The sequence below is a fragment of the Bradyrhizobium sp. Rc3b genome (assembly GCF_900114915.1).
GTDB lineage: Bacteria > Pseudomonadota > Alphaproteobacteria > Rhizobiales > Xanthobacteraceae > Bradyrhizobium.
Genome location: NZ_FOUS01000016.1, coordinates 27,915 through 52,651 on the forward strand (window position 1 = coordinate 27,915; position 24,737 = coordinate 52,651).

The 24,737-nt window shown below is 66.0% G+C and carries 23 protein-coding genes; 12 read left to right on the forward strand and 11 right to left on the reverse strand.

The annotated features are described in order from the left end of the window. Window positions 1-238: 238 nt before the first annotated feature. Window positions 239-2,311 (reverse strand): cytochrome b/c1, encoded by a 2,073-nt coding sequence (gene fbcH / locus BM190_RS31375; protein ID WP_092261536.1) that lies wholly within the window; start codon window positions 2,309-2,311, stop codon window positions 239-241. 62 nt (window positions 2,312-2,373) lie between these two features. Next, entirely contained in the window at window positions 2,374-2,904 is a 531-nt protein-coding gene (gene petA / locus BM190_RS31380; protein WP_018323306.1) for a ubiquinol-cytochrome c reductase iron-sulfur subunit, read from the reverse strand. Between the two features lie 289 nt (window positions 2,905-3,193). Here petA and BM190_RS31385 point away from each other — a divergent pair, with 289 nt between their 5' ends. From BM190_RS31385 to BM190_RS31410, 6 genes are all read left to right on the forward strand, one after another. Beyond that, window positions 3,194-3,652 (forward strand): tRNA (cytidine(34)-2'-O)-methyltransferase, encoded by a 459-nt coding sequence (locus tag BM190_RS31385; RefSeq protein ID WP_092261537.1) that lies wholly within the window; start codon window positions 3,194-3,196, stop codon window positions 3,650-3,652. Between the two features lie 18 nt (window positions 3,653-3,670). Further along, a complete protein-coding gene (queE, locus tag BM190_RS31390; protein ID WP_092261538.1) occupies window positions 3,671-4,303 on the forward strand; it encodes a 7-carboxy-7-deazaguanine synthase in 633 nt (210 codons plus the stop codon). Between the two features lie 133 nt (window positions 4,304-4,436). Continuing rightward, a complete protein-coding gene (gene hemF / locus BM190_RS31395) occupies window positions 4,437-5,324 on the forward strand; it encodes an oxygen-dependent coproporphyrinogen oxidase (RefSeq protein WP_092261539.1) in 888 nt (295 codons plus the stop codon). Next, window positions 5,321-6,055 carry an HAD family hydrolase gene (locus BM190_RS31400; RefSeq protein ID WP_177237406.1) on the forward strand — a complete coding sequence of 245 codons (735 nt, stop codon included), beginning with the start codon at window positions 5,321-5,323 and terminating at the stop codon, window positions 6,053-6,055. Before hemF ends, BM190_RS31400 begins: the two co-directional genes overlap by 4 nt. Before the next feature lie 324 nt (window positions 6,056-6,379). Further along, window positions 6,380-6,832, forward strand: a complete 453-nt coding sequence (locus tag BM190_RS31405; RefSeq protein WP_177237407.1) for a GNAT family N-acetyltransferase — start codon at window positions 6,380-6,382, stop codon at window positions 6,830-6,832. 242 nt (window positions 6,833-7,074) lie between these two features. Next, window positions 7,075-7,278, forward strand: a complete 204-nt coding sequence (locus BM190_RS31410; protein WP_092261542.1) for a DUF2158 domain-containing protein — start codon at window positions 7,075-7,077, stop codon at window positions 7,276-7,278. 159 nt (window positions 7,279-7,437) lie between these two features. On the opposite strand, the gene BM190_RS31415 is transcribed toward BM190_RS31410, so the two are convergent. The 7 genes from BM190_RS31415 to BM190_RS31445 form a co-directional block, all read right to left on the reverse strand. After that, the gene (locus tag BM190_RS31415; protein WP_244550777.1) at window positions 7,438-8,610 is read right to left on the reverse strand and encodes a M15 family metallopeptidase; all 1,173 of its coding nucleotides are present in this window, start codon (window positions 8,608-8,610) and stop codon (window positions 7,438-7,440) included. Window positions 8,611-8,747: 137 nt separating this feature from the next. Continuing rightward, a complete protein-coding gene (locus tag BM190_RS31420) occupies window positions 8,748-8,981 on the reverse strand; it encodes a hypothetical protein (protein ID WP_143109110.1) in 234 nt (77 codons plus the stop codon). A gap of 391 nt (window positions 8,982-9,372) precedes the next feature. Then, window positions 9,373-10,143 carry a sulfite exporter TauE/SafE family protein gene (locus tag BM190_RS31425; protein ID WP_092261545.1) on the reverse strand — a complete coding sequence of 257 codons (771 nt, stop codon included), beginning with the start codon at window positions 10,141-10,143 and terminating at the stop codon, window positions 9,373-9,375. Continuing rightward, complete coding sequence (locus BM190_RS31430) at window positions 10,140-11,408, reverse strand: CCA tRNA nucleotidyltransferase (RefSeq protein WP_092261546.1); 1,269 nt, start codon at window positions 11,406-11,408, stop codon at window positions 10,140-10,142. Before BM190_RS31430 ends, BM190_RS31425 begins: the two co-directional genes overlap by 4 nt. A gap of 10 nt (window positions 11,409-11,418) precedes the next feature. Continuing rightward, window positions 11,419-11,682, reverse strand: a complete 264-nt coding sequence (locus tag BM190_RS31435) for a DUF6111 family protein (RefSeq protein ID WP_018323296.1) — start codon at window positions 11,680-11,682, stop codon at window positions 11,419-11,421. Continuing rightward, entirely contained in the window at window positions 11,679-12,350 is a 672-nt protein-coding gene (locus BM190_RS31440; protein ID WP_092261547.1) for a CoA pyrophosphatase, read from the reverse strand. Before BM190_RS31440 ends, BM190_RS31435 begins: the two co-directional genes overlap by 4 nt. Next, complete coding sequence (locus BM190_RS31445) at window positions 12,347-12,958, reverse strand: DUF1285 domain-containing protein (RefSeq protein ID WP_092261548.1); 612 nt, start codon at window positions 12,956-12,958, stop codon at window positions 12,347-12,349. Before BM190_RS31445 ends, BM190_RS31440 begins: the two co-directional genes overlap by 4 nt. Window positions 12,959-13,228: 270 nt before the next feature. Between BM190_RS31445 and BM190_RS31450 the strand changes: the two genes are divergently transcribed. From BM190_RS31450 to BM190_RS31475, 6 genes are all read left to right on the forward strand, one after another. Beyond that, window positions 13,229-14,227: an AAA family ATPase gene (locus tag BM190_RS31450; protein ID WP_092261549.1), complete on the forward strand. Its 999-nt coding sequence runs from the start codon at window positions 13,229-13,231 to the stop codon at window positions 14,225-14,227. After that, window positions 14,227-15,171 (forward strand): DUF58 domain-containing protein, encoded by a 945-nt coding sequence (locus BM190_RS31455; protein WP_092261550.1) that lies wholly within the window; start codon window positions 14,227-14,229, stop codon window positions 15,169-15,171. Before BM190_RS31450 ends, BM190_RS31455 begins: the two co-directional genes overlap by 1 nt. Next, window positions 15,168-17,972 carry a DUF4159 domain-containing protein gene (locus BM190_RS31460; protein WP_092261551.1) on the forward strand — a complete coding sequence of 935 codons (2,805 nt, stop codon included), beginning with the start codon at window positions 15,168-15,170 and terminating at the stop codon, window positions 17,970-17,972. Before BM190_RS31455 ends, BM190_RS31460 begins: the two co-directional genes overlap by 4 nt. A gap of 7 nt (window positions 17,973-17,979) precedes the next feature. Further along, window positions 17,980-20,043 (forward strand): membrane protein, encoded by a 2,064-nt coding sequence (locus tag BM190_RS31465; protein ID WP_018323290.1) that lies wholly within the window; start codon window positions 17,980-17,982, stop codon window positions 20,041-20,043. A gap of 397 nt (window positions 20,044-20,440) precedes the next feature. Further along, window positions 20,441-20,842, forward strand: a complete 402-nt coding sequence (locus tag BM190_RS31470) for a DUF2946 family protein (protein ID WP_092261552.1) — start codon at window positions 20,441-20,443, stop codon at window positions 20,840-20,842. Window positions 20,843-20,992: 150 nt separating this feature from the next. Next, window positions 20,993-23,362, forward strand: a complete 2,370-nt coding sequence (locus tag BM190_RS31475; RefSeq protein ID WP_092261553.1) for a TonB-dependent receptor — start codon at window positions 20,993-20,995, stop codon at window positions 23,360-23,362. A 108-nt stretch (window positions 23,363-23,470) separates the two neighbouring features. On the opposite strand, the gene BM190_RS31480 is transcribed toward BM190_RS31475, so the two are convergent. Both BM190_RS31480 and BM190_RS31485 read right to left on the reverse strand, forming a co-directional pair. After that, entirely contained in the window at window positions 23,471-23,953 is a 483-nt protein-coding gene (locus BM190_RS31480; RefSeq protein WP_092261554.1) for a GNAT family N-acetyltransferase, read from the reverse strand. A 128-nt stretch (window positions 23,954-24,081) separates the two neighbouring features. Next, entirely contained in the window at window positions 24,082-24,600 is a 519-nt protein-coding gene (locus tag BM190_RS31485) for a GNAT family N-acetyltransferase (protein ID WP_018323286.1), read from the reverse strand. Between the last annotated feature and the right edge of the window lie 137 nt (window positions 24,601-24,737).

The following is a 24,737-nucleotide window of genomic DNA, read 5'->3' on the forward strand; positions in this document are numbered from 1 at the left end:
GGGGGAGCGGTTGGTGGCATCTTGGCGGGTGCATGCGAATGACGCAATCACCGCGCAAACAAACTCTCGTGCCCCGGATGCTGCGCAGCGCGTTGCCCCTTGCGGCGTGATGCGCTGCCGATCCGGGGCCCCTACGAGCATTCTGGGTCCCGGCTCGCGCTTCGCGCGTCCGGGACACGGACCCAACAAAAAAGCCCCCTTGCGGGGGCTTCTTCATTTTCTCGTCGCATCAGAGCGCTCAGTGCGAGCTGGCCCAGACCTTCTTCTTGGTGAAGTACATCAGGCCCGCGAACAGGATCAGGAACACGAAGACCTGGAATCCGAGGCGCTTGCGCGCTTCCATGTGCGGCTCCGCGGTCCACATCAGGAAGGTGGTGACGTCCTTGGAGTACTGCGCGACCGTGGTCGGCGAGCCGTCGTCATAGGTCACCTGGCCGTCGCTGAGCGGCTTCGGCATCTTGATGGCGTGGCCCGGGAAGTACTTGTTGTAGTACGAGCCCTCCGGGATGGTGACGCCTTCCGGCACCTTGTCCTCGAAGCCTTGCAGCAATGCCGAGACGTAGTCCGGGCCCTGCTCCTGGAACTGGGTGAAGAAGTCGAAGATGAACCAGGGGAAGCCGCGCTTATAGGAGCGCGCCTTGGTGATCAGGGAGAGGTCGGGCGGCGCCGCGCCACCGTTCGCCGCGCGAGCGGCCTGCTCGTTCGGGAACGGCGAGGGGAAATAGTCCGCCGGACGCCCCGCACGCTCGAACATGTCGCCGGCATCGTTCGGACCGTCCTTGACCTTGTAGTCCGACGCGAAGGCCGCCGCCTGCGCCACCGAATAGCCGGGCCCACCGGGCTCGGCGAGGTTGCGGAAGGCCACATAGGACAGGCCGTGGCAGCTGGCGCAGACCTCCTTGTAGACCTTCAGGCCGCGCTGCAGCGCGCCGCGGTCGAACTTACCGAAAGGGCCGGAGAACGACCATTTGTTGCCCGGAGGCGTATCGCTGCCTTCAGACGCCTTCGCGCTGTCGACCGAGCCTGCGAACAACGAACCGGCGAGCGCCAGCATGATCGCGGTCGAAACCATCGGCGTCGATCGGCTGCCGGTCTTGGCTAGCACCGCATCCGAGATCGAGTTCGGCACCGGCCGCGGCTTCTCGATGCGCGAGAGCAGCGGCAGCACGATCAGGAAGTAGGCGAAGTAGCAGACCGTCAGGACCCGGCCGGCAATGACGTAGATGCCTTCCGGCGGCTGCGCCCCGAGATAGCCGAGCAGGATGCAGACCACGACGAAGATCCAGAAGAACTGCTTGGCCAGCGGGCGATACTTCGACGACCTCGTCTTCGCGGCGTCCAGCCAGGGCAGGAAACACAGGATGATGATCGCACCGAACATCCCGATGACGCCGGCGAGCTTGTTCGGGATCGAGCGCAGGATCGCGTAGAACGGCAGGTAATACCATTCCGGCACGATGTGCGGCGGCGTCACGCCCGGGTTCGCCGGAATGTAGTTGTCGGCGTCGCCGAGATAGTTCGGCATGTAGAAGATGAACCAGGCGTAGAGCAGCAGGAAGCAGGCGACGCCGAACATGTCCTTGATGGTCGCATGCGGCGTGAACGGCACCGTGTCCTTTTCCGTCTTCGGCTCGACGCCGTCAGGATTGTTCTGGCCGGCGACGTGCAGCGCCCAGACGTGGAGCACGACGACGCCCGCGATCAGGAACGGCAGCAGGTAATGCAGCGAGAAGAAGCGGTTGAGCGTCGGATTGCCGACCGAATAGCCGCCCCACAGCAGCGTCACGATGCTCTCGCCGACATAGGGAATGGCGGAGAACAGGTTGGTGATGACCGTGGCGCCCCAGAAACTCATCTGGCCCCAGGGCAGCACGTAGCCCATGAAGCCGGTCGCCATCATCAAGAGGTAGATGATGACGCCGAGGATCCACAGCACCTCGCGCGGCTCCTTGTAGGACCCGTAATAGAGGCCGCGGAACATGTGAACGTAGACGGCGACAAAGAACATCGATGCGCCGACCGCATGCATGTTGCGCAGCAGCCAGCCGTAGTTCACGTCACGGACGATCAGCTCGACCGATTTGAAGGCGAGATCGGCATGCGGCGTATAATGCATCGCCAGGATCACGCCGGTCAGGATCTGCATCCCCAGCATGAAGGAAAGGATGGCGCCGAAGGTCCACCAATAGTTCAGGTTACGCGGGGTGGGATAGGCAACGAACGAGGAGTGCATGAGGCCGAGGATCGGCAGGCGCCGCTCGATCCATTGCAGGGCCGGATTGCTCGGCTGGTAGTCGGATGGTCCGCTCATGATGCGATCCTGAGGAAATAGTACGACGAGACGGCGCGAAGCTTCGGACGAGGATCCGAGGCTCAGCCGATCTGGATTTTGGTGTCGGAAACGAACTGGTACGGCGGCACCGGCAGGTTCGCGGGCGCGGGCCCCTGGCGGATGCGGCCGGACGAATCGTACTGCGAACCATGGCAGGGGCAGAAGAAGCCGTCGTAGCTGCCTTCATGAGCGATCGGGATGCAGCCGAGATGGGTGCAGATGCCGATCACGACCAGCCATTGCTCGTGGCCGGACTTGACCCGGGCCTCGTCGGACTGCGGATCGGGCAGGCTCGCCACGTTGACGGCGCGCGCCTCGTCGATCTGCTTCTTGGTGCGGTGGCTGATGTAGATCGGCTTGCCGCGCCAGAACACCTTGATGTCCTGGCCTTCGGCGACCGGACTGAGATCGACCTCGATCGGCGCACCGGCGGCGATGGTCGAGGCGTCAGGATTCATTTGGGAAATGAAGGGCCAGAGCGCAGCTGCGCCCCCTACTGCTGCAGCTGCCCCCGTTGCAACGAATAAGAAATCACGGCGTGTCGGATGGTCCGCCGAAGACGCTGTCGTCACGATTCCAACCCTTTCTTCTTGTGCAACCGGTGGAACCGCTCCAGGGGGCGCCCATGAGGTCCCCGGAAAGGCTGCCGGCGCCCGCGGCCCCCCGCGGCGGCAGAACTTCGCATGTTCACCTCTAAACGGGCAAAACAGCAGTCCAGAATCGTTCTATTGGCACCCTTGCCGGGCGAGCGCAAGCCCGCTATCGGCGCGGGAGCGTGCAATGCACGAATTCCCGGGCAGGCGATGTTTTATTGAGACATTTCCGCCCCGCATCTCCCCCGAGACAGCCCTCGCACAGCCCATGCAGATAGCGCTTTTCCAACCCGACATCGCCCAGAACACCGGCACGATTCTCAGGCTTTGCGCTTGCCTGGGCATCGCCGCCCATATCATCGAACCGGCGGGCTTCCCCGTCTCAGACCGCCTGTTCCGCCGGGCGGGAATGGACTACCTCGATCATGTCAGCCTTATCAGGCACGACTCCTGGGCCAAATTCGAGGACTGGCGCACCGCCCATGGCTACCGCTTGCTGCTGTTCACCACGAAAGCTGCCACCGACTACCGCGATTTCCGTTACCAGACGTCGGACATCCTGCTATTCGGGCGCGAGAGCGCCGGTGTCACCGACGCGGTGGTCGAGGCAGCGGATGCGCGGCTGGTGATCCCGATCAAGGCGGGGCTGCGGTCGCTCAATGTCGCCATGACCGCGGCCATGGCCGCCGGCGAGGCGCTGCGGCAGATCCGGAACCCGCAAGCCTGACAGATTGAGGAGAGACGATTGAGTTACGCGGTCAAGGAGATCTTCCTGACCTTGCAAGGCGAAGGCGCCCATGCTGGGCGCGCGTCCGTGTTCTGCCGTTTTGCCGGCTGCAATCTCTGGAGCGGCCGCGAGGCGGACCGCCTTGAGGCCACCTGCAAGTTCTGCGACACGGATTTCGTCGGAACCGACGGCACCCTCGGCGGCCGCTACGGCTCGGCCGCGGAGCTCGCCGACACCATCGCCGCGCAATGGACTGCGGCTGCCGCCAACCGCTACGTGGTGCTGACCGGCGGCGAGCCGCTGCTCCAGGTCGACGCCGCGCTGATCGGGGCGCTCCACGCCCGCGGCTTCGAGATCGGCGTCGAGACCAACGGCACCATCGCAGCGCCGGACGGGCTCGACTGGATCTGCGTCAGCCCCAAGGGCGGCAGCGAATTGGTGCTGCGCCAGGGCCACGAGCTGAAGCTGGTCTATCCGCAGGCCCTCGCCGCGCCCGAGACGTTCGAGCACCTCGCCTTCGAGCGCTTCTCGCTGCAGCCGATGGACGGACCCGAGGTCATCGAGAACACCGCGCGCGCGATCGACTACTGCCTGCGTCATCCGCAATGGCGGCTCAGCGTGCAGACGCACAAATCGCTCGGCATCCGATAGGGACAGATTTGTAGAGTGGGCAAAGCGGAGCGTGCCCACCATTCAAGATGACGGTAGAAGACGTGGGCACGGCGCAAGGGCGCCTTTGCCTACCCTACGGCACACTCCGCGTGGTAAGCGACCGGGAATGAAGATGGACATGTCGACGATCGAAGACCGCAAGGGCCGCGCCCGCGCCTGGTTCGAGGCCTTGCGTGACGACATCTGCGCGAGCTTCGAGCGGCTCGAGGACGACGCCCCGCAAAGCCTCTATCCAGGCGAAGCAGGCCGCTTCAAGCGCACGCCCTGGCAACGCACCGACCATACCGGAGCGGCCGGTGGCGGTGGCGTGATGTCGATGATGCATGGCCGCCTGTTCGAAAAGGTCGGCGTGCACTGCTCGACCGTGCATGGCGAATTCGCGCCCGAGTTTCGCGCGCAGATTCCCGGCGCCGCGGACGATCCAAAATTCTGGGCCTCCGGCATTTCGCTGATCGCCCATATGCGCAATCCGAACGTGCCCGCCGTGCACATGAACACCCGCTTCGTCGTCACCACGAAAGCCTGGTTCGGCGGCGGCGCCGATCTCACGCCGGTGCTCGACCGACGGCGCACCCAGGACGATGCCGACAGCATCGCTTTCCACGCCGCGATGAAGCAAGCCTGCAACCAGCCGAACGGCGTTGCCGACTACGACAAATACAAGAAATGGTGCGACGAATATTTCTACCTGCCGCACCGCAAAGAGGCGCGCGGCATCGGCGGCATCTTCTACGACTGGCACGACAGCGGCGACTGGGACGCCGACCTCGCCTTCACCAAAGACGTCGGCCGCGCTTTCCTGAAGATCTATCCCGACATCGTCAGGCGCAATTTCGCGGCGGGCTGGACCGCCGCAGACCGCGAGGAGCAATTGATCCGGCGCGGCCGCTATGTCGAATTCAACCTGCTCTACGATCGCGGCACCATCTTCGGGCTGAAGACCGGCGGCAATGTGGATTCGATCCTGTCGTCGATGCCGCCGGAGGTGAAGTGGCCATGACTGTCTCGAGGCCGCTGCCGCGCGCCATGCTGATCGATATGGACGACACCATCCTGTCGGCCTATGGCCGGCCCGAGATCGCCTGGAACACGATCGCGAACGAGTTTGCCGAGGAGCTGGCGCCGCTGCCGCCGCCGCAGGTCGCCACCGCAGTGCTCGCCTTTGCGCGGCAGTTCTGGTCGACTGCGGAGCCGATCTGGCGGATGAAGCTCGGCGAGGCGCGGCGGCTCACGGTGCGCGGCGGCTTCGCCGCGCTCGCCGCAAACGGCCATCGCGCCCTGCCCGACGATCTCGCCGATCGCATCGCCGACCGCTTCACCACCTATCGCGAGGAAGCCATCTTCGTCTTCCCCGGCGCGCACGATGCCATCGACGCGTTCAGGGCACGCGGCATCAAGCTCGCGCTGGTCACCAACGGCGCCGCCGACGTGCAGCGCGCCAAGGTCGAGCGGTTCGAGCTGACCCATCGCTTCGACCACATCCAGATCGAAGGCGAGCACGGCTTCGGCAAGCCGGAGGAGCGCGCCTATCTGCACGCCATGGAGGCACTCGGCGTCTCCGCCGAGGATACCTGGATGATCGGCGACAATCTGGAATGGGAAGTGGTGACGCCGCAGCGCCTCGGCATCTATTCGATCTGGATCGACGTGCACGGCGATGGCCTGCCCGAAGGCTCGACGGTCAGGCCCGACCGCATCATCCGCTCGCTGACCGAGCTGGTGCCGGGCTAGCCCTGAGCAGGGCACACAACAAAATATCGAAAAACAACCCCATGCACAGTAGCGGCCCCCTGCAAGATCAATGGCTTGCGGATTTCACGAAACGACTTTGATCCGTCGGCCAAAACAGGGGTATGATGTCATCGTCGAAACTTGCGATGGACTGGTTTCCCCGCCCGCGTTTCCGCGTTCGTCGCGAGAAGATCACCGCCCTACGGCAGCTCGGGTGCGGGAAATTTCTTCGCCTGCTGACGTAACGCCCCATCAAGCCAGCACGTAGATGTCCCCTGCGGGCGCTTTTGCCCCGAGGGAGGGCGCGGCATCGTGAGTGGGGAATTGAGCATCCGTAGAGCTGAGGCGGGCGATTACGCTGCGGTTCGGAGCCTTGCGGAAGCGTTGGCGGCCCATATCGAAGAGCCGCCACCGCCTCTGACGCTCGAGCGCTATCTCGCCTTCTATGTCCACGAGCATGCGCCCGTGCACCTCTTCGTCGCACTGCTGGAAGATCGCGTTGCGGGCCTGATCGCCTGGATCCTGACCCACGAGCTCTATAGCGCCCAGGCGGGCATGTACATCAGTGACATCGTGGTGCATGCCGAGGCGCGCAGGAAGGGCGTCGGCAGAGCGCTGATGACGAAGGCCAAGGAATGGGCTGCCGATCACGGCGTCACGAAGCTCGGCTGGGATGTCTGGAAACACAACGCGTCAGCGATGCAATTCTACGCTCGCCTGGGCGCGACCGTCGACACCGAGGCCCTGCCGCATCTCCTGCTGCTGACGAACCGCTAGCTTCATCATGGCCGATTGGTGACTGCGGGCGTCGCACGCGATCCTCATCCTGAGGGCTCGCCAACGGCGGGCGTCTCGAAGGATGGCCACGGAGGAAGCCGCTGCCATATGCGATTGCCCAGCGTGTCGACCGGGATCGCCACCCGCCGCTGGAATTTCCCGGCACGGCCGGCCGGCGTGATCGGCCTGTCATGACCGCTTGCTAGGCTCCCGTCCGGATCGATCGCGCGAAAGGACAATCCATGGACTTGAAAGCCGGTGATGTCGTGATGCTGAAATCCGGCGGCCAACCGCTGACGGTCGCGGAAGTGAGGCAGGACGAGGTGCTCTGCCTCTGGATGGGCATGGAAGGCGACCTGTTCCGCGAGACGCTGCCGCTGGCCACGCTCGTGCAGGTGGAAGAGGAGGAAGAGGATGATGAGGACGAGGAAGAGGACGAAGAGTAGGCCCGCCTACACCGCATCCTATCTGGATCGGGTGTGCCTCAGCTCCAGCACGTCGGATCTCCCTCTCAGAACAGAAATGAAGGATCGGGCCGAGGACTCGGCCCCGATCTATCAGGTCGCGTTCGATGGCGACTTGCGCACGATGCGATTTCGTTCGCCCTACTGGATAAAGGCGATTTCGAAATGCATGCCATCGGGCCGGCTTCCAAAGTGCCCGCCCCAATAAAATCCATGTTTGTTGGCGATCGGGACCAACTCCCGGACCGCTCCGCGCGTGCCCACGAGCTTGGGCCGAGCCCCCAACGGATTCTCGTCGGCGTTGACGTCGAACGCGCTTCCGAAAGCGTGGTTGCTCAATTGCGTCGTCGATCCCCTGATGAAGCGAGGCACGAAAGCTCCGTCAAATGACAGGATCCTATCCAGCAGACTCGCGCTCTCCCACTCCTCCCAAAGCGCCTTGAGCTGTGCCGCCGCGAGCTTATGGAATTGCATGGAGGCAGGAGCATGCGGTCCCAAAGCCTTCCGCAGTTGGGGAATGGGAACGCTCACGATGTTGTCCCTGGTCCAAGTCCCGAGGATCCGGATGTTCTCGCGGTTATCCGGACGAGGCTCCGAGACGAAGTTGAACGCGCCAAAAACCGCCCGTCTCGCGGCCGTATTTTCGAGCGGCGGAAAATCCGGCCGTGGCGGGAAGTTTGAACCCGTCATGTCAGCGGCCGGCTCTTCAATGAGCTCAAATCCGAGCTGCATGGCTTTCATCATCGTTTCGCGACCTGCCACGCCGTCGCTCGTCAGTCCGTTTGCCGCCTGAAACGCACTCGTCGCCGCCTGGGTCTTGTCGCCGAACTCTCCGTCGAGGCCACCCGGATCGAAATGCTGTCCCTGCAGGAAGCTTTGCCAAGCTTTCACGAGTGGTCCCTGCGAACCGAGCCGAAGCGCACGCAAAGCAACGGGCCTGGTCGACTCACTCGTCAATGGAGCGGATATCTCTGCGATTGGCGCGATCTCCGCAGAAGCGTCCGCAACGCCACTCGACAGCATTGCATTGGTCGCGGCCCGTGATGCGCTGAAGCCGCGAGATTGAGGCTGAATCCTGGGGCTTTCGATCTGTGTATCGGTCAATGCAACCTCCTCTGAGCTGGTGATAAAACTCTTTGCGACGTTCAATGCGTTATTCCACCGGTTGACCAGGCCCTTCCAAAACTTGCTCGTCTCACTGCGTTTCGCGACATCCCGCTCGTACTGTTCGCGCGCAGCGCGCAGGTCTTGCAGAAGCTCCAACGTGTCGTCCTCGCGGGCCGCTACGAGCGCTCGTCCGGCGTCATCGATCACGCCACTGTCAGGAACATGCAATGCTCTTTGGAGTATTCGCGCAGCACCGCGAGGACCGCGGTTGAAGCAGCAATCTCGCAAGTAACATTCGATCGCCGGCTTTCTCGACCAACTCGACACACCATCAGTGTAAGTGGCTATGATTTCGCAGGCCGCCCGTTCCGCCTCTTGAAAGTGGCCCCCTCGATCAAATCGGCCAGCATCCGTGCTTCTTCGGGATGGAAACGTTCGTTGATGCCCGCGACTTCATATGCTCCTCCACCGTCGTCAGCCGGCAGCCTGTAGATCGTCAGGCGTCCCTGTTTATCGCGCCGGGCTTCGAAGCTGAGAATGGAGGCTGCCATCCGGTGACGATCCGCCGACGTGCTCATGCAAGGCCTCTGCAATATGTAATGTTAGGCGGCGCAGCTTCTGGCGGCTTTCATAGCTCGGGCATGGTCGTGAACTGGCCAGCGCCGACCACGCCGAGGAGCCCGCCGCATCCGCAACACGCCTCAATGACGCTGAGCTTACGCCACGCGCTGAAGCTGTGTTGTGAAGTGCTTCACAACCCGGTTGCGATTCGATGACGCATTGCCGCGCGAACTGCGGGGATCGGAATCCTTCCCGCGTTCGTTTGCCGGTATGGATTAAACGTCAGGGTCAGGGCCGTCTGCGCTTCAGCTCGGAAGCGGGCGCGCGATCAATTCGGCCTTCGCGATTGCCAGCCGATCTATGCAATGTGCGCTGCCCCTCTGCGCTGCTGATGTTGCTCACGCCGATCTACCCGACGAGCTGCTTCGCCGCCGCCGAGATCATCACCAGCCCGCCGGTGATCACCGCGACATCAAGGATCGCGGTGTGGATGTGCAGCGGCATACGCTCGACGAAGGCCTTTGCGAGGAACGCGCCGGGGATGGCGATCGCTCCGATCAGCAGCGCGAAGGCGAGCACCTGCGCGGTCACGGCGCCGGCGAGGCCGAACACCGAGATCTTGATGAGGCCGGTGCCGAGCGAGATCATCGCGTCTGTTGCGATCACGGCGGCGCCTTCGAGGCCGGCGGCCATCAGCAGCGATAGCAGGATCACGCCGGAGCCCGAGGTGCCGCCGACCAGCACGCCGTAGCCGACTGAGCCAGCGGCAAGGCCGCTGTCGCCGATCTTGACCTTTCGGCGGCGGAGCACGCGGCGCAGCGGCACGCTCAGGATCAGCATGGAGCCGATCACGAGCGCCGCGCCGGCATTAGTGAGACGCGTGTAACCGTAGGCGCCGAGTGCGGTCGTCAGCGCGGCGCAGGCGAGCACGATCAGCGCGCGGCGGCGGTCGGCGTAGCGCAAGTAAGCAATCGCTCGGCTGGAATTGGTGAAGAGTGCGGAGATCGCGATGATCGGCACCACGGGCTCGGCGCCGACCAGCGGCACCAGCACCAGCGGCATCAGGGCGCCGGTGCCGTAGCCGGCGAGACCACCGATGATCGAAGCAAACAACGCCATCAACGCGACCAGCAGGAGCTGAAAGATCGAGATGTCGGCGAAGCCTGAGACGATGGTCACGTTCTCTCGTCGCGGCTGATTCGTGCCGCAGCTTGATCGGCGATGGAAGCGAGTGCGGCTTCCTCTAGGGGAAAATCCGCCGCAAGCCAAGCGTCCTCGGCGAGCGTCAACACATGTCCGAGCGCGGGTCCTTCGGCCAGACCGCGGGCGATGAAGTCGGCGGCCTTCAGCGGAAATTTCGGCGCAGTCCAGCGCTGCGGCAGTTCGGCGAGAGCGCGCCAGCGCATCGAGGTGACGTCGCCGCCGGCCCGCGCCCAGCCGAGCAACACACGATCGTGATAACGCTCGGGGCCGAGCCGATAGAGCAGACGCCGCGCATTGGCCTCGTCCTTGGTCGTGAAGCGCCACCAGCGATGGCCCATCGAATCCAGTGCCTTGGTCTCGGCATTGGAGAGCCGCAGGCGCGCGGCGACGCGCTTGGCGTCTTCGGTCACTGCAACGGTCAGCGCGGCTAGGCGCCGCGTGCTGCTTGCAGCGAGGCCGAGTTCGCGCTCGATCGCGATCATCGTTTCCAGCGGGCCGGTATAGGCGACACCGCCGATCAGCGCCTGCAGCAATCCGCCATCGGCCATGGCCAGCACGGCCGCGGAGGCGCGAGCTGCCACCAGCAGCTTCAGCATCTCCATGCGCACGCGCTCGGCCGAGAGGCTGGCAAGACCCGCGCGTCCGCGGATGCAGGCGAGATAGCCGTCGCGGTCGGGATCGCCGGCACCAAAGGCGGCGTGGATGCGGAAGAAGCGCAGGATGCGCAAATAATCTTCGGCGATGCGCTGGTCGGGATCGCCGATGAAGCGCACGCGACGCGCCTTGGCATCCGCGATGCCGCCGACATGGTCGTAGACCACGCCTGCCGCATCGACCGACAGGCCGTTCATCGTGAAGTCGCGCCGTTCGGCGTCCTTGACCCAGTCGCGGCCGAATGCGACCTTGGCCTTGCGGCCGAAGGTTTCGGTGTCCTCGCGCAGGGTCGTGACTTCATAGGGGTGGCTGTCGATCACCAGCGTGACGGTGCCGTGGTCGATGCCGGTCGGTACACTCTTGATGCCGGCAGCCTTGGCGCGCCGGATCACCTCCTCCGGCCGCGCGGTGGTCGCGATATCGATGTCGCCGGGCTGAAGACCGAGCAGCGTGTTGCGTACGGCGCCGCCGACCACGCGCGCTTCCTCGCCGCCAGAGTTGAGCAATTGCAGGACGCGCGCGGTCCCGCCTGCGGTCAGCCAGGGCGCATCGGCAAGAATTGGCGCAAGTATCGGCTCCGCGCTCATCGTGCGGCCCCTATTTTTCCACGCCCGGCACCAGCCGGCCATTCTCGATATGGGCGGGAACGTAGGTCGAATCCGGGGCGGCGCCGGAGAAATGCGCAAGTCCGATCAGGCCCGCGATCACCAGCACGATCGCCGCCAGCGCAAGGCGCGCGACGACCGCAACCGGCCAGGAGGAACGCGCGAACAGGCCGGACCGCGTCGCGGCCAGGAACAACGCGTAGACGGCAAAGGGAATGAGGAAGATTCCGATCTCGGTCAGAACCGTCCGGATCATGATGAATAGATCCGCTCATACAGCACACGCAGCATGCCCGCCGTCGCACCCCAGATGTAGCGTTCCGCGAACGGCATCGCGTAGTAGAACCGCTCCATGCCGCGGAATTCCTTGCTGTGCACCTGATGGTTCACCGGGTTCATCAGGAAGGATAGCGGCACCTCGAACGCGTCATCAACCTCGGAATGATTGATGGTGAGCTCGAAGCCGGGCCTGACCCTGGCGACCGTCGGCAGGATTCGGAAGCCGAAGGCGGTGCCGTAGAGATCGAGATAGCCGATCGGCTCGACGAAATCTCTGGACAGCCCGACCTCCTCCTCGGCCTCGCGCAGCGCCGCATCCAGCGGCGAGGCGTCGGTGGCGTCGATCTTGCCGCCGGGGAAAGCGATCTGGCCGGCATGGTCGTTGAGATGCGCCGAGCGCTGCGTCAGCAAGATGGTCGGCTCGGGATGATCGACCACCGCGATCAGGACCGCCGCGGGGCGCACCGGCTGCTCGCGCGCGACGATCTCGAGCATCTTGTCGGTGCCGGGATCGCCCGAGGCGGGAATGATGTTCGGATCGTAGAGGCCGAGCGGAACGTCGAAGCCGAGCTTCGCCCTGGAACGGGCGAAGAAATCCGCCGCGCCGAGCGGGACGGGACCGGTCGTTAGAATAGGCTTGTTCAAAGCGCGGCCCTCACCTGCTCCGCATCGGCCATGGGGAAGAATTCGCCTGATGATTCGACGCCGAACATCGGCTGGCCATCGACCATCCGCTCCTCACCCATGTCAACCAGATCGTAATAGAGCGCCCTTGTGACCTTGGCCCAGAGCTCGGCGCGAACATGCAGATAGGGCGTCAGCCCGCCGTCTTTGGCCTGCTCGAAACGCAGCCGGTGCGCGGCATCGCAGGTGACCCAGTCATCGACATTGGTGCGGAAGCGCAGCACGCGATGGTTGCTCTCGCCGTCCTTCTGCATCTCGACCGCCATGAAGGGCGCGTCGTCGACGCGGATGCCGACCTTCTCCACCGGCGTGACCAGGAAATGCTTGTCGCCCTCGCGCTTGAGGATGGTCGAGAACAGCCGCACCAGCGCGGGGCGCCCGATTGGCGTCCCCAAGTAGAACCAAGTACCATCGGAGGCGATTCGGATGTCGAGATCGCCGCAAAACGGCGGATTCCACAGATGCACCGGAGGCAGGCCTTTCTTGGCGCCTTCGGCATTGGCAGCACTTTTGGCGGCGACAGTCAGTCCCTCGAGACCGCGATCCGCGCTCTGCCCTTGGTTCGCCATGGTTTGCCCTGACTTTGTCCTTGGCACGATTGGTGCAGGTCTACGTTGTTCTCGGGTGCACGGTTCCACCCCGGATTAGTCCGGTGGGGTAGGTCGCCACTTCGTGATGCCGTACATAACCCGAAGCCGATAAGGTGGGGATAGGTTAATTCAACGAATACATGGCCTTCCTGCAAGTCTAGCATAGGGCCCATGATCTAGCGTGATGGCCTGGCGTGATGCGATGACATCGCGACGCAAGCCGCATGGCGCGCTGAAGGAGCTAAACGAATGGCGGAGAGTGTCGAGAAACTCGAGGACGGGATCGTCCGTTCGGCCGAGCAGGTGTCGAGCCAGATTCGCGCAGCGAAGGAGGCGATCGCATCCGTCATCTTCGGCCAGGATCGCGTGATCGAGAACACACTGGTCACCATCCTCTCCGGCGGCCACGCACTGCTGATCGGCGTGCCCGGCCTTGCCAAGACCAAGCTGGTCGAGACGCTCGGCGTGACGCTCGGCCTCGATGCCAAGCGCATCCAGTTCACGCCGGACCTGATGCCGTCGGACATTCTCGGCGCCGAGGTGCTGGATGAGAGCACCGCGGGGAGGCGCGCCTTCCGCTTCATCGCAGGTCCGGTGTTCGCGCAACTCTTGATGGCCGACGAGATCAACCGCGCCAGCCCGCGCACGCAATCGGCGCTGCTGCAGGCGATGCAGGAGCAGCACATCACCGTCGCCGGCGCGCGCCACGATCTGCCGAAGCCGTTCCACGTGCTCGCGACGCAGAACCCGCTGGAGCAGGAAGGCACCTATCCGCTGCCCGAAGCGCAGCTCGACCGCTTCCTGATGGAGATCGACGTCGACTATCCCGATCGCGACGCCGAACGCCGTATCCTGTTCGAAACCACCGGCGCCGAGGAAACGCTGGCGAGGGGTTCGATGACCGCCGACGCGCTGATCACGGCGCAGCGGCTGATCCGGCGCCTGCCGGTCGGCGATTCCGTGGTGGAGGCGATCCTGTCGCTGGTGCGCTCGGCCCGTCCAGGTCCTGACGCCGGCGAAGCCGGCAAGTTCATCGCCTGGGGCCCCGGCCCGCGCGCCAGCCAATCGCTGATGCTGGCGGTGCGTGCCCGTGCGCTGATCGACGGACGGCTGGCGCCCTCGGTGGACGACGTGCTCGACCTGGCCGAGCCCGTGCTGAAGCACCGCATGGCGCTGACGTTCCAGGCGCGCGCCGAAGGCCGCACGATTCCGGACGTGATCCGGCAATTGAAGACACGGATCGGTTGATGGCAGCGGAGAACGGGCACACAGCGAAGGAGATCATTGCGATCCGACGTGCCGATGGCGAAAGCCGCACGCTCGCTGCTTCCTTGCCGCGCCTGGTGCTCGAAGCCCGCCGCATCGCCGCCAACGTCATCCACGGCCTTCACGGCCGCCGCCGCGCCGGCTCCGGCGAGAATTTCTGGCAATACCGCCGCTTCGTTTCCGGCGAGCCGGCGCAGAACGTCGACTGGCGCCGCTCGGCGCGCGACGACCATCTCTATGTCCGCGAGCTCGAATGGGAAGCCTCGCACACGGTGTGGATCTGGCCGGATCGCTCGCCGTCGATGGCGTTCGCCTCGAAAACCGCGCGCGAGTCCAAGCTCGAGCGCACGCTGATCGTCGCCTTCGCGCTGGCCGAGCTGCTGGTGTCCGGCGGCGAGCGCGTCGGCATTCCCGGCCTGATGGCGCCGACCGCGAGCCGCAGCGTGATCGACAAGATGGCGCAGGCGATGCTGCATGACGATGCCGACCGCCTCAGCCTGCCGCCGTCCTTCGTGCCGGCGGCGTTGGCGGAGATCATCGTGCTGTCGGATTTCTGGTCGCCGATCACGGAGATCAAGACGACGCTCACAGGCCTCTCCGGCTCCGGCGCGCATGGCACCATGGTGCAAATCGTCGATCCCGCCGAGGAATCGTTCCCCTATTCCGGCCGCGTCGAGTTCGTCGAGCCCGAAGGCTTCGGCGTGATCACCGCCGGCCGCGCCGAGAGCTGGGCGCAGGATTACACCGCGCGGCTCGCGCTGCACCGCGACCAGATCCGCGCAGAGACCAACACGCTGGACTGGCTGTTCACCACGCACGCCACCGACCGCTCCGCCGCCGAGCTCTTGCTGTTCCTGCATGCCGGCATGCAGGTGAGCAAGTCGGGCGCCCGCACCACGACGATCAAGGTGGGGCCGGCCGCATGATGGGACTGCCGCTCGCCTTCACCGAACCGCTGCTCCTGATCGGCCTCGTCAGCCTGCCCGTGCTGTGGTGGCTGCTGCGCGTGATGCCGCCGCGGCCGCGCCGCGTCGAGTTTCCGCCGACGCGCCTGTTGTTCGACATCGCGCCGCGGGAGGAGACGCCCTCGCGGACGCCGTGGTGGCTGACCGCATTGCGTCTCCTGGCTGCGGCTCTCGTCATTTTCGCGGCTGCCGGCCCGATCTGGAATCCGCAAACAGGCGCAGCCGACAGCAAGGCGCCGCTGATGATCATGCTCGACGACGGCTGGAGCGCGGCGTCACACTGGGACGTCAGGATCAGGGCCGCCGACGAGCTGATCGCCAATGCCGACAACGACCGCCGCGCCATCGCGCTGGTGCCGCTGTCCGAGCCGAACCGCGACATCACCCTGATGCCGGCGGGCGCCGCGCGCGTCGCGCTGCGGCAGCTCGCGCCAAAGCCCTATTCGATCGACCGCGTCGAGACGCTGACCGCGGTCGACCGCTTCCTGAAGGCCACCGGCGACTGCGAGATCGCCTGGCTGTCCGACGGCGTCGACACCGGCCGCGGCGAGGACTTCGTAGCTGGCCTCGGCAAGACCATCGGTGATCGCAGCCTGACCGTGTTCGAAGGCGGTACCTCCGCGCCGCTGGCGCTGGTCGCGGCCGAGAACGCCGCGGCGAAGATGACGGTGAAGGTGCTGCGCACCGACAGCGGCATCGCCATGGGCACCGTGCGCGCGCTGGACCAGAAGGCCTCGCCGATCGGAGAAGCCCGCTACACGTTCGGCCCGCAGGACAAGGAGACCGACGCCGCGTTCGATCTGCCGGTCGAGCTGCGCAACGACATCACGCGGCTCGAGATATCGGGCGAGCGCTCCGCCGGCGCGGTGCAGCTGCTCGACAAGCGCTGGCGCCGCCGTGCCATCGGCATCGTCTCGGGTGCGACCAGCGAGACCGCGCAGCCGCTGCTGGCGCCGACCTTCTATCTCACCCGCGCCCTGGCGCCGTTCGCCGACGTCAGGCTCGCCGACAAGGGTTCGCCGCAGCAGGGCATCACACAATTCCTGGACCAGAAGCTGCCGATGATCATCCTCGCCGATGTCGGCACCATCGCGCCGGAGCTGCGCGAGCGCCTCAATGCCTGGGTCGACCAGGGCGGCGTGCTGGTGCGCTTCGCCGGTCCCCGGCTGGCGCAGGCCGAGGACGATCTCGTGCCGGTCAAGCTGCGCAAGGGCGGCCGCACGCTCGGCGGCAGCCTGACCTGGGAGAAGCCGCAGCATCTTGCGACCTTCGCGGCCGACGGCCCGTTTGCCGGCGTCGCCGTCCCCAAGGACGTCACCGTGAGCCGCCAGGTGCTGGCCGAGCCCGATGCGGTGCTCGCCACCAAGAGCTGGGCCTCGCTGGAAGACGGCACGCCGCTGGTCACCGGCGAGCATCGCGGCAAGGGCCTCGTCAGCCTGTTCCACGTCAGCGCCGACATGCGCTGGTCTGACTTACCGATGTCGGGCACCTTCGTCGAAATGCTGCGGCGGGTCGTCGACATGTCCGGCTACACGTCCAAGCCCGGCGCAGGCGTTGCCGGCGAAGCGACCACCGAGACGGTGGCCCCGTTGCACATCCTCGACGGCTTCGGCGCCTTCGGGCCGCCGCCGGCCACGGCAAAGCCGTTGCCCGCGGATTACCGCGACCGGGCCACATCAGATCATCCGCCGGGCTTCTATGGTCCGGCCGAAGGACCGCTCGCCGTGAACACGCTTGCCAGCGCCGACCGCATCGCCGCGCTGAACACCGCGAGCCTGCGCGCCCGGCATGCCACCTACACCAATGCCGAGCCGCGGGACCTGCGCGGCTGGCTGCTGTCGACCGCGCTCGCGCTGTTCCTGGTCGATGCCATCATCGTCGCGGTGCTCGGCGGCGGGATCGCCGCGCTGCTGCGCCGCCGCGCCGCGCCCGCGATGATCGTGCTTGGCCTGCTGTTCGCCTCGCTCTCGCCCGCGCCGTCACGCGCCGACAGCGCCGCGGACGATTTCGCGATGAAGGCGACGTCGCAGACCCGCCTCGCCTATGTCGTGACGGGCAATGCCGACGTCGATTCCATCGTAAAAGCGGGGATGAACGGACTGACGCTGTTTTTGGCGCAGCGCACCGCGCTCGAGGCCGGCGATCCCGTCGGCATCGACCCCGCGCGCGACGAGCTCGCCTTCTTCCCGCTGATCTACTGGCCGATCGTGCCGGGCGCGCCGAAGCCGCCGCAGGATGCCATCAACAAGATCGACGCCTACATGAAGCAGGGTGGCACCGTGCTGTTCGACACCCGCGACGCGATCGAGGCGCCACCCGGCGCCAACGGCGCGGCGCAGACCCCGGGCATGCAGACGCTGCGCGAGATCCTGTCCTCGCTCGACGTGCCCGAGCTCGAGCCGGTGCCGCGCGAGCACGTGCTGACCAAGACCTTCTACCTGCTGCGCGACTTCCCCGGTCGATTCGTCACCGGCCAGACCTGGGTCGAGACCCTGCCGCGCGACGAGGACGAGGACAGCGCGCAGCGGCCGGCGCGCGGTGGCGACGGCGTCTCGCCGATCATCATCACCTCGAACGATCTTGCCGGCGCCTGGGCGGTGCGGCCCGACGGCCAGGCCATGCTGCCGGTGACCGGCGGCGACACCCGCCAGCGCGAATTCGCCTACCGCGCCGGCGCCAACATCGTGATGTACACGCTGACCGGCAATTACAAGGCCGACCAGGTGCACGCACCGGCCCTGATCGAACGGCTGGGGCAATAGGACCGATATGAATTACGGCATCGCATTCACGCCGCTTGTTCCCGCGATCGTGCTGTGGCTCGCGCTCGCCGCGATCGTCGTCATCGCGCTTCTGCTGCTGGTTGCGCGCGCGCGCGGCGCCGCTGTGCGCGTGGCCGCGCTGGCGCTGTTCCTGCTCGCGCTCGCCAATCCCTCCTTCACCCGCGAGGACCGCGATCCCCTCACCTCGGTCGCGGCCGTCGTCGTCGACAAGAGCCCGAGCCAGAATTTCGGCAACCGCAATCGCGAGGCTGCGCAAGCGCAGGAGGCGCTGGTCGATGGCCTGAAGAAGGTCAAGGGACTGGAGGTCCGTGTCGTCGAAGCCGGACAGGCCGACGGCGAGACCGACGGCACCAAGCTGTTCGGCGCCCTCGCCTCGGCCTTGTCGGACGTGCCGGTCGACCGTGTCGCCGGCGCGTTCCTGATCACCGACGGCCGCGTCCACGACATTCCGGCCAGCGCCACGGCGCTCGGCTTCCAGGCGCCGGTGCATGCGCTGATCACCGGCCAGAAGGACGAGCGCGACCGCCGCATCGCGATCACGGCGGCGCCGCGCTTCGGCATCGTCGGCCAGACCCAGACCATCAGCTATCGCCTCGACGACCAGGGCGTCTCCGGCGAGCGCGCCAAGGTCACGATCCGCAGGGACGGCGAGGTCATCAACGAGCGCACGCTCTCGAGCGGCCAGGCCGCGAGCGTCGACGTCGACATCAAGCATGCCGGCCCGAACATCGTCGAGATCGAGGCCTCGCCGCTCGAGAGAGAGCTGACGCCGGTGAACAACCGCGCCGTCGTTGCCATCGACGGCGTGCGCGACAAGCTGCGCGTGCTGCTGGTCTCGGGCGAGCCGCATTCGGGCGAGCGCACCTGGCGCAATCTGCTCAAGTCCGACGCCAGCGTCGACCTCGTGCACTTCACCATTCTGCGTCCGCCGGAGAAGCAGGACGGCACGCCGATCAACGAATTGTCGCTGATCGCGTTTCCGACCCGCGAGCTGTTCCAGCAGAAGATCAACGAATTCCAGCTGATCATCTTCGATCGCTACGCCCGCCAGGGCGTGCTGCCGATCGCCTATTTCGACAACATCGCGCGCTATGTCCGCGGCGGCGGCGCGGTGCTGGTCTCGGCCGGCCCCGACTACGCCTCCAACACCAGCATCTGGCGCACGCCACTGGATTCAGTGCTGCCGGCAGAGCCCGTGGGCGTGACGGAAAAGCCGTTCTATGCGCACCTGTCCGACATCGGCAAGCGCCACCCCGTCACGCGCGCCCTGGAGGGCTCCGCCAGCGAGCCGCCGCGCTGGAGCCGTTTCTTCAGGACCGTCGACACCCGCAATTCCGTCAACCCGCCGGTGATGACGGGAGCCGACGGCAAGCCGCTTCTGTTCCTGTCGCGCTTCGGCGAGGGCCGCGTCGCGCTTCTGCTCTCCGACCACATCTGGTTGTGGGCGCGCGGCTATGAGGGCGGCGGCCCGCATCTGGACCTGCTCAGGCGGATGTCGCACTGGCTGATGAAGCAGCCGGACCTCGACGAGGAGGCGCTGCGTCTGCAGGTGCAGGGCAAGAACCTCGTCGTGGTGCGTCAGACCATGGCCGACAGCGTCCAGCCGGTGAGCGTGACCTCGCCGTCCGGCGCGTCGCAGGATCTGACGCTGAGCCCCGGCGATCCCGGCGAATGGCGCGCCAGCCTTCCCGCAAGCGAGCTCGGCCTGTGGCAGGCCACCGACGGCACGCTGAAGGCGCTGATCAATGTCGGCCCGACCAATCCGAAGGAGTTTTCGGAGGTCACCTCCACCGTCGAGACACTGAAGCCGCTGACGCAGGCGACCGGCGGCAACGCCGTGCGCGTGGCGAGCGGCGCCGACGTCGAGCTGCCGCGCATCCTGCCGGTGCGTTCGGCCAGCGTCTTCGCCGGCGACGGCTGGATGGGGGTGCGGATGCGCGACGCCAGCGTCGTCAAGGGCGTCGGCGTGCTGCCGATCTTTGCCGGGTTGATTGGCCTCCTGCTGCTACTCGGCGCGTTTGCCGCGACCTGGGTCCGCGAGGGGCGGTAGGTAGTTGCCCGAAGCTTGATTGGACGAGACTCGCGTAGCGCCGCGACGGCGGTGCGTTCCCTCCCCCCTTGTGGGGGAGGGCCAGGGAGGGGGGTAGCGCAGGAAAAGGGGCCGGTTGTTGACGATGCATCGGGCCTGTGCGCGACGGTAAGAGTCCGTGTGGCACCCCCCTCCCTGCCCCTCCCCCACAAGGGGAGAGGGAACGGAGAGAGCAACGCTCTCCGCTGAACTGGACTTGAATCCATCGTGTCTAGTTGCCCGAACGACACATCGGGCCGGCTGCCTGCACAGACAGGCCTGAGGCGCCGTTGACATCCACCGACCTGTCGCGCGATGTTACATTGTAACGTCGCAACGTCAGGGAATTGATGTGCCGCGACGTGGGGTGGCTTTCCAGATGAAGTGGTTCCGGTCGAATATCAGGCACGGCGCCCGGCTCGCGTTGTTCGCGATGCTGGTACAGTTCGCGCTGACGTTCGGGCACAGCCACTGGTTCGCGCAGGCCGCGCCGCTTGCCCAGGCCTCGCTCCAGCAGACCGACAGCGCCAAAGGTGCCGCGATCGACCGCGCCGCGGTCCAGAAGCAATCGCCCGCCGCTCCCGACCGCGAGCATCAGGGCGAGGACAATTGCGCGATCTGCGCCGTCGTCGCGATGGCGGGCACCGTCATAGCGGCAGCGCCGCCCGTGCTGCTGCTGCCGCAGGCGATCGAGCTGCTCCACCGCACCACTGATGCCGAATTTCTCCATCTGAAATCGGCCGGCACGGCGTTCCAGCCGCGCGCCCCTCCCGCGTCCTGACTCTCAACATCGCTTGATCACGCCCGGGCTCGCCGCGCATCGGCAAATACCCGGGAGAAGTTGAAGTCGAATTCCGTCGCGCCGCGACGGCAGGCCGCCTCCCGATCAAAAGACCATCACGCGGACGGCGCCTGAATGGAATCAGGACCCATGTCATTCAAATTGCGACGCGCGCAGCGTCTTGGCGGAGCAAGCCTGCTCCTGCTCGGCGCTGCCGCCACGCCTGCTTTCGCCCAAACGCCTGCGCAAGACAAATCGTCGACCGAGATCCCCGCCGTCACCGTGACGGCGCCGAGCCCCATCGTGCGCAGAGCGGTGGTGCCGTCGCGCAATCCGGGCCGCGGCACGCGGACCGCGCGAGTGCGCAGCCGCCAACAAGCGGCGGAAGCAGAGCCGGCGGCCGCCGTGCCCGCCGCGCCTCAGCAGGGCGTGCTGCCTATCGTGACCAACCAGTTCGCGACGGTCACGGTGGTGCCGAACGAGGAGATCCGCCGCGAGGGCGGCGGCCAGCTTGGCGATCTCCTGTTCTCCAAGCCGGGCATCACCGGCTCGAGCTTCGCGCCCGGCGCCTCCAGCCGGCCGATCATCCGGGGTCTCGACGTCAACCGCGTCGGCATCGTCGAGAACGGCACCAATTCGAGCGGCGCGTCCGATCTCGGCGAGGATCATTTCGTCCCGATCGATCCGCTCGCGACCAACCAGATCGAAGTGGTGCGCGGGCCCGCCGCGCTGCGCTACGGCTCGACCTCGATCGGCGGCGTCGTCAGTGCCACCAACAACCGGATTCCGGATGCGGTGCCGAACTGCGCGCCGTCATTCCAGGCTTACGGCCTGCCGACCAAGGCGCCGCTCGCGACCGCCGCGACCTCGCCTTGCGTCACTGCCGAGACCCGCACCGCGTTCTCTTCGGTCGATCGCGGCGTCGAAAGCGGCGTGCTGCTCGACACCGGCGGCGGCAATTTCGCGTTCCACGCCGACGCCTATGGCCGCACGACCTCGGACTACTCCATCCCGAGCTATCCCTATCTGAACGATCAGTCGCGCCCCGTGAACGGCCGCCAGCCGAACTCGGCGACGCGCTCGGACGGCGCCTCGATCGGCGGGTCCTATTTCTTCCAGGGCGGCTATATCGGCGCATCGATCACGCAGAACGACTCGCTCTACCACATCCCCGGCATCGACGGCGCCGACCACCGCACGCGGATCGACGGCCATCAGACCAAGATCAACGTCAAGGGCGAGTATCATCCCGACGCCGCCGCGATCGACGCCGTCCGCTTCTGGGCCGGCGCGACCGACTACCGCCACAACGAGATCGGCCTTGCCGATCCCGCCGACCTCAACAGCGACGGCATCAGGCAGACCTTCACCAACAAGGAGCAGGAAATCCGCACCGAGGTGCAGCTGATGCCGTTCAACGCGCGCTTCGCCGAAGTGACGACGGCGCTGGGCTTCCAGGTCGGGCATCAGGAATTGAGCGCGCCGAGCCCGGACAATCCCGGCACGCTGTTCAACGGGCTGTGGGACCCCAACAACAGCACGCGCGTTGCCGGTTACGCCTTCAACGAGTTCAAGTTCACGGAGGCGACGCGGGCGCAGATCGCCGGCCGCATCGAGCATGTCGAGCTGCACGGCACGACGCCGGACTTCCCGGCCGACTATTTGCCCGACGGCACGCCGCAGGCGGCGATCGCGCGCAATCCGTCCTTCACGCCCAAGAGCGGCAGCATCGGCCTGCTGCAGGATCTGCCGGGCGGCATGGTCGGCAGCATCACCGCGCAATATGTCGAGCGCGCGCCGAAGGCGGCCGAGCTGTTTTCACGCGGCGGCCATGACGCGACTGCGACCTTCGACATCGGCAATCCCAACCTCACCATCGAGACCGCCAAATCGGTCGAGCTCGGCGTGCGCAAGGCGACGGGGCCGTTCCGCTTCGAAGCGACCGTCTACTACACGCATTTCGACAATTTCATCTATCGCCGCCTCACCGGCGTGTCCTGCGATGACGACTTTGCCTCCTGCGGCACGCCGGGCGCCGAGCTGAACCAGGCGGTGTATTCGCAGCGCAATGCCAATTTCCGCGGCGGCGAATTCCAGTCGCAGCTCGACGTCGGCGCGTTCCAGGGCGGCATCTGGGGCATCGAGAACCAGCTCGACGTGGTCCGCGCCACCTTCAGCGACGGCACCAACGTGCCGCGCATTCCGCCGGTGCGGATGGGCGGCGGCGTGTTCTGGCGCGACGACAACTGGCTGATGCGCGTCAACCTCTTGCACGCCTTCGCGCAGAACAACATCGCCGTGATCGCCGAGACGCCGACGGCGGGCTACAATCTGCTGAAAGCCGAGGTGAGCTACAAGACCAAGCTCGACCGCAACTGGTTCGGCGCGCGCGAGATGATGGCCGGCATCGTCGGCAACAATCTCCTCAACGAGAACATCCGCAACTCCGTGTCCTACACCAAGGACGAGGTGCTGATGCCCGGTATCGGCGTGCGGGCGTTCGCGAACTTCAAGTTCTGACGGTGATCAAGCCGGGGCCCGCGGGCCCCGGCAACGACGGGGTGTCAGGCGCGGCCGCGCGCGTCATTGACAGCATCGTAGCCCGGATTGCGCTGCGTTCCATCCGGGCTACGAACTACGCGTCAGCCGTTTCTCGAAGCGCCACTGATCCACAGGGAAAGGCCCCTTCGAGGTTTCCGACATCATCACGAAGGTGCCGGCGTTGCGCCAGCCGCTCTTCTCGTAGAACCGGGCGGCGCGCATGTTGCCGACCGCGCAGGCGAGCCACGCCAGCTCCACACCACGCGCGGCGAGCCGTGCTTCCGCATCGGCGATCAGTGCCGCAGCCACGCCTGTCCCGTGGGCGGTTGGCGACACGAAGAGCTGATACAGTTCATCGCCCTTGAGGGCGCAGAAGCCAAGCGGCGTACCGGAGGGGCCGACGGCGCAGATGTCGGCAAGCATGACTGCGAGGCGATCGCGAAAGCTCGCCAGCGTGCGGAGGCGGACCAGCTCGGGCGGCGCAAGATGCGCATGCGACCCGTGCCAGGCATCGTGCCACAGCTGCGCGAGGTGGTCGATCTCACTGGAATCGGCTGGACGCACCTGCATTGGCGATACTCCGTATGAGCCTCGTAGCCCGGATGAACGAAGCGACATCCGGGGGCGGTGCATCTGCATCGACAGGTTTCCCGGATATCGCTTCGTTCATCCGGGCTACAGGCTACGAACCTGACGCCCTACCCTGCCCGCGCCTTGCTCCAGTCCGGGCCGACCGGGCCCGACACGCCTTCGAAGGCGCCATCGACGAGCTCGAACACCAGGATGCGGGCGGCGTCGACGGGACCCGGCATGGTAACGCGGCCCTTCGGGACCGGCTTGAAGCCGACACGGCTGTAATAGGGCTCGTCGCCGACCAGCAGCACCAGGCGGTGACCTTTCGCCTTCGCGTCCTTTAGCGCGCGCTCCATCAGCAGACGGCCGACACCGCGGCCGCGGAACGGCGGCTCGACCGTCAGCGGGCCAAGCAACAGCGCCGGCGTCTCGCCGACCAGCACCGGCAATTGCCTGACCGAGCCGACCAGCAGCGTGCCGATGCGCGCGGTGAAGGACAATTCGAGCAGATGGTCGACGTGCTCGCGGATCCGGTAGGCGCTGAGCACGAAGCGGCCGGGACCGAAGGTACGTTCGTGCAGCCGCTCGATCGACTGGGCATCGCCGGCGGCTTCGGGGAGGATGGTCAGTGAGAGATCGGTCATGTCAATTCGCGGGATAGCACCTGAACGCAGCGCGGTCCATCGGGCAGCGGCCGCGCTCAGCTCCTTTTCGAGGTCGAGGGGAGGTGTTCCGAAACCCTCGGCTTGCATTCGTTCAACGACATCTCCTGATGCATCAG

Coding starts and splice junctions, on each gene's coding strand:
- fbcH (WP_092261536.1), bottom strand. CDS start 2,311: ATGAGCGGACCATCCGACTACCAGCCGAGCAATCCGGCCCTGCAATGG.
- BM190_RS31385 (WP_092261537.1), top strand. CDS start 3,194: ATGCAGATAGCGCTTTTCCAACCCGACATCGCCCAGAACACCGGCACG.
- hemF (WP_092261539.1), top strand. CDS start 4,437: ATGGACATGTCGACGATCGAAGACCGCAAGGGCCGCGCCCGCGCCTGG.
- BM190_RS31400 (WP_177237406.1), top strand. CDS start 5,321: ATGACTGTCTCGAGGCCGCTGCCGCGCGCCATGCTGATCGATATGGAC.
- BM190_RS31410 (WP_092261542.1), top strand. CDS start 7,075: ATGGACTTGAAAGCCGGTGATGTCGTGATGCTGAAATCCGGCGGCCAA.
- BM190_RS31420 (WP_143109110.1), bottom strand. CDS start 8,981: ATGAGCACGTCGGCGGATCGTCACCGGATGGCAGCCTCCATTCTCAGC.
- BM190_RS31430 (WP_092261546.1), bottom strand. CDS start 11,408: ATGAGCGCGGAGCCGATACTTGCGCCAATTCTTGCCGATGCGCCCTGG.
- BM190_RS31435 (WP_018323296.1), bottom strand. CDS start 11,682: ATGATCCGGACGGTTCTGACCGAGATCGGAATCTTCCTCATTCCCTTT.
- BM190_RS31445 (WP_092261548.1), bottom strand. CDS start 12,958: ATGGCGAACCAAGGGCAGAGCGCGGATCGCGGTCTCGAGGGACTGACT.
- BM190_RS31450 (WP_092261549.1), top strand. CDS start 13,229: ATGGCGGAGAGTGTCGAGAAACTCGAGGACGGGATCGTCCGTTCGGCC.
- BM190_RS31455 (WP_092261550.1), top strand. CDS start 14,227: ATGGCAGCGGAGAACGGGCACACAGCGAAGGAGATCATTGCGATCCGA.
- BM190_RS31460 (WP_092261551.1), top strand. CDS start 15,168: ATGATGGGACTGCCGCTCGCCTTCACCGAACCGCTGCTCCTGATCGGC.
- BM190_RS31465 (WP_018323290.1), top strand. CDS start 17,980: ATGAATTACGGCATCGCATTCACGCCGCTTGTTCCCGCGATCGTGCTG.
- BM190_RS31470 (WP_092261552.1), top strand. CDS start 20,441: ATGAAGTGGTTCCGGTCGAATATCAGGCACGGCGCCCGGCTCGCGTTG.
- BM190_RS31475 (WP_092261553.1), top strand. CDS start 20,993: ATGTCATTCAAATTGCGACGCGCGCAGCGTCTTGGCGGAGCAAGCCTG.
- BM190_RS31480 (WP_092261554.1), bottom strand. CDS start 23,953: ATGCAGGTGCGTCCAGCCGATTCCAGTGAGATCGACCACCTCGCGCAG.
- BM190_RS31485 (WP_018323286.1), bottom strand. CDS start 24,600: ATGACCGATCTCTCACTGACCATCCTCCCCGAAGCCGCCGGCGATGCC.